Source organism: Deinococcota bacterium, assembly GCA_030858465.1.
In the GTDB taxonomy this organism is placed as follows: Bacteria; Deinococcota; Deinococci; order Deinococcales; family Trueperaceae; genus JALZLY01.
Genome location: JALZLY010000211.1, coordinates 1 through 3908, shown reverse-complemented (window position 1 = coordinate 3908; position 3908 = coordinate 1). Strand labels below are relative to the sequence as shown.

General features: G+C 61.3%; 4 protein-coding genes. All 4 read left to right on the top strand.

Annotation, left to right across the window (positions count from 1 at the left end):
• On the top strand, nucleotides 1-279 hold a 279-nt coding region (locus tag M3498_10645), incomplete at its 5' end, for a UDP binding domain-containing protein (protein MDQ3459739.1).
• A gap of 139 nt (nucleotides 280-418) precedes the next feature.
• The gene (locus M3498_10640) at nucleotides 419-1291 is read left to right on the top strand and encodes a sulfotransferase domain-containing protein (GenBank protein ID MDQ3459738.1); all 873 of its coding nucleotides are present in this window, start codon (nucleotides 419-421) and stop codon (nucleotides 1289-1291) included.
• Nucleotides 1292-1501: 210 nt separating this feature from the next.
• The gene (locus tag M3498_10635) at nucleotides 1502-2521 is read left to right on the top strand and encodes a GDP-mannose 4,6-dehydratase (protein MDQ3459737.1); all 1020 of its coding nucleotides are present in this window, start codon (nucleotides 1502-1504) and stop codon (nucleotides 2519-2521) included.
• Nucleotides 2522-2547: 26 nt separating this feature from the next.
• The coding region (locus tag M3498_10630; GenBank protein MDQ3459736.1) for an ATP-binding cassette domain-containing protein at nucleotides 2548-3908 on the top strand (1361 nt) is incomplete at its 3' end.

Here is a 3908-nt window from a genome sequence, read left to right as displayed (position 1 = left end):
GAACGCGGCGCCCATGTCCGGGTGCATGACCCCATAAGCATTGCCAACACTCAAAAGCTCTACCCCGACCTGCCGGTCGACTACTGCGACACGCCGGAGTGCCTGGCCATCGGCTGTGACGCGCTGGTGGTGGTCACCGACTGGCAGGACTACAAGCACTTGCCCCTTACGGAGATGAGGGCGCGCATGCGCGGGGATTTTCTCCTGGACGCGCGCAATCTCTTGAACCCGGGGGAAGTGCGGGCGCACGGCTTCACCTACGCCAGCATAGGACGCTAGGCCTCTCAGCCCAGCGTCCAAACAGGCACAGCCCCAAACAGGCACAGCCAGCCGCCGGGAGATTTCATGCTCGCTTCACGCTCGGATAGTTATATGGAGAACGGCACGGATCTTCCCGTCACCGCCCTGGAGAAACCACATGGCTTTGCTTCCGCCCAAAGTTAAGCAGTCCCTCAGACGGACCCTCAAGCGCAACCGGGTCGCCCCCAGGCTGCTCGTCAGTCCGCTCTGTCCGTTGCCGGATTTCATAGTCGTCGGGGCCATGAAGAGCGCGACCTCGTCGCTTTACCACAATATCTGCGAGCATCCGCGGATCGTCCCGGCGATAGCCAAGGAGGTGCGCTTTTTCGGCAGCCGCTATCACCAGAAGAGCATGCGCTGGTACCGGGCGCACTTCCCGGTCCTCCTGAACGGGCTGAAGCAGGAGCGGCGGCTCACGGGAGAGGCCAGCCCGAGCTACATCTTCAACCCTCAGGTGCCCGGCAGAATCCGGGAGCACCTTCCCGAGGTCCGCATCATCGTCATCTTGAGAAACCCCGTGGAAAGAGCCTACTCGCACTACAACCACTTCGTGAAGATAGGGACCGAAAGCGCTCCCTCCTTTGAGGAGGCGCTGGCGAAAGAGGAGCAGGAGGAAGCGACCCTGCGAGCCGAGTACGCCAAGATGCTAGACGACGACCGCTACCACAGCGACCACTATTTCAGGTACAGCTATCTCCTGGCCAGAGGAAGGTACGTCGAGCAGCTCGAGGTCTACGCGCGGCACTTTCCAAAGGAAAAGATGCTGATTCTCAAAACCGAGGACTTCTACGAGGACGCCTCCGCGGTCCTGAACAGAGCCTACGCGTTTCTGGGCCTGCCGGCCTGGGAGATAGATCGTCCCAAAAAGTACATGGTCGGCCGCTACTCGGGGATGGAGCCTGCCACCAGAGCGTATCTGAGCGACTACTACCGGCCCCACAACGAACGGCTCTACGCCTTCCTCGGGACCGACCTGGGCTGGGAGCAGTAGGGCTGTGGTGATGGCCAAGACGGCGGTCACAGCCTTGACCGGCCCCTTCGCGATATACTCCGGTTCGATGCGCGGCTACCTTTCGATGCGCGGCTACCTTGGGTCACGGACGGTCTTTGGGTCACGGACGGTCTTCGCCGGGATCGTCCCCTCGCGCTCAGCGATCATCGGGGTTTTATGTCCCGAGGTTTTATGTCCCGAGGTGGAGCGATGAGCCGAAAACATGCGCTGGTGACCGGGGGTGCCGGCTTTATCGGCAGCCATCTCGTCGATAGCCTTTTGGAAGACGGCTGGCGGGTCACCGCGCTCGACAACTTCGACCCCTCCTATGACCCCGCGATCAAGGAGCGCAACGTCAGGGGTCACCTCGAGCACCCGAACTACCGCCTCGAGCGTGAAGATATCCTCGACCTGGAGGCCCTCAAGCAAAGGCTTCCCGGAGGCTATGATGTCATCGTGCATCTCGCGGCCAAGGCCGGCGTGCGCCCCAGCATCATGGACCCTATCGGCTACCAGGAGGTCAACGTCCGCGGCACCCAGAACCTGCTCGAGCTCGCCCGTGAATGGGGCGCCGAACAGTTCGTCTTCGCCTCGTCGAGCAGCGTCTACGGCGTCAATCCTAAGGTCCCCTGGCGCGAGGAGGACTGCGTCCTGGCGCCGATCAGTCCCTACGCCAGCACCAAGGTGAGCGGTGAACTCCTGGGTCACGTCTACAGCCACCTCTACGGTATCCGCTTCGTGGCCTTGCGCTTTTTCACGGTTTACGGCCCGCGGCAGCGCCCCGACTTAGCCATTCACAAGTTCGCGCGGCTGATGCTCGAGGACGAGGCGCTGCCCTACTTCGGTGACGGCAGCAGCCGCCGCGACTACACCTATGTCGCCGACATCGTCTCGGGCGTGCGGGCGGCTATGGACTACCGCAAAAGCCTTTATGAGGTCGTAAACCTCGGCAACAACCGCACCGTCAGCCTGGGCGAGCTGGTCGAGGGTTTGGAAAAGGTTCTGGGCAAGGAGGCAAAGCTCGACCTTCAGCCCATGCAGCCGGGCGACGTACCGCAGACCTGGGCGTCGGTCGACAAGGCCAAGTGTCTTTTCGGTTACCAGCCGAAGACTAGGCTGGAGGACGGTTTGCAGCGCTTCTCACGGTGGCTGCTACAATCACGGTTGCAATCACAGTTGCAATCACAGTGGCCCCTCGAAGACGCCCGGCTCCCGAAAGAATCCCTATGAAACAAACCTGGATGAAAGACACCCGGATGAAAGAACCTCGAATGAAAGAACCCGGCATCCTCCACAAGATCTTCGCACTCCTCTCTCCCAAGGAACGCCGGCACGTCGTCTTGCTCATGTTCCCGGTGGTCGTCATGGCCTTTGTGCAGGTGCTCGGCATCGCCTCGATCACGCCCCTGCTGGCCCTCCTCGCAAATCCCGACGTTATCCACAGCAACCGTTGGCTCAACTGGCTCTACACCAGCCTGAACTTCTCGAGCACCAACAGCTTTCTTATCTTTCTCGGGGTGGTTGCCCTGGTGGCCATCGCCTTCAGCAACGGCTTCACCGCCCTCACCATGTGGGCGCTCGACCGCTTTACCTGGCGGCAAAACCACACCATCTCCAAACGGCTGCTCGACGACTACCTGCACCGGCCCTATGTCTTCTATCTGAGCCGCAACACCGCCAACCTCAGCAAGAACATCCTGGCGGAGGTCAACCAGGTGGTCACCAACATCCTCGTGCCCGGCATGCAGCTCATCGCCAAAGCGGCGGTGACGGTCTTCATCCTGGCCCTCCTCGTCTACGTCGACCCGCTGCTGGCCGTAGCGGCCGCCTTGGTTCTCGGCGGTGCCTACCTAGTCATCTATACAACGGTGCGAAAAAAGCTCGGACGGATCGGCAAGGAGCGGGTAGAGGCGGGCAGACAGCTCTTCCAGATCGCCGGCGAAGCCTTTGGCGGCATCAAGGACGTGAAGATCCTGGGCAAGGAACAGGATTTTATCAAGCAGTTTTCGGCCCCTTCCCTGCTCTATTCCAACCACATGGCCACAAAACACATCATCGGCATCCTGCCCAAGTACGCGCTCGAGACCGTCGCCTTTGGCGGCATCTTGCTGATCATCCTCTACCTGCTGGTCTTGGAGCGTGACATCAGCCAGGTATTGCCCCTGCTGGGCCTCTACGCGGTCGCCATCTACCGGCTCATGCCCGCCCTGCAGCAGATCTTTCAGTCCGTCACCAAGATCAGGTTCCACTTGGCGGCGCTCGACGTGCTCTACAAGGACGTTCATTACCAGCCGGGCGAAGCACCCATGAGGCATATCGACCGCGACAACATCAAGCCCCTGCCCTTCAGGCGCAAGCTCGAGCTGCGCGACATCACCTTCCGCTACCCCGGCGCCAAAGCGCCCGTCTTCGAAGACTTCAACCTTACTATCGACGCCAACTCCTCGGTCGCCTTTGTGGGGGCGACGGGCTCGGGCAAGACCACCACGGTCGACATCATCCTGGGCCTGATCCGGCCGGAGCGCGGCCGGCTGCTCGTCGACGACGCCGAGATCGGTGACGGCAACCTCGCCAACTGGCAGAAAAACCTGGGCTACGTTCCCCAGCACATCTACCT

Bases quoted from the DNA above. Each gene is read 5' to 3' on its own strand.
- M3498_10635 (MDQ3459737.1), top strand. From the start codon at position 1,502: ATGAGCCGAAAACATGCGCTGGTGACCGGGGGTGCCGGCTTTATCGGC.
- M3498_10640 (MDQ3459738.1), top strand. From the start codon at position 419: ATGGCTTTGCTTCCGCCCAAAGTTAAGCAGTCCCTCAGACGGACCCTC.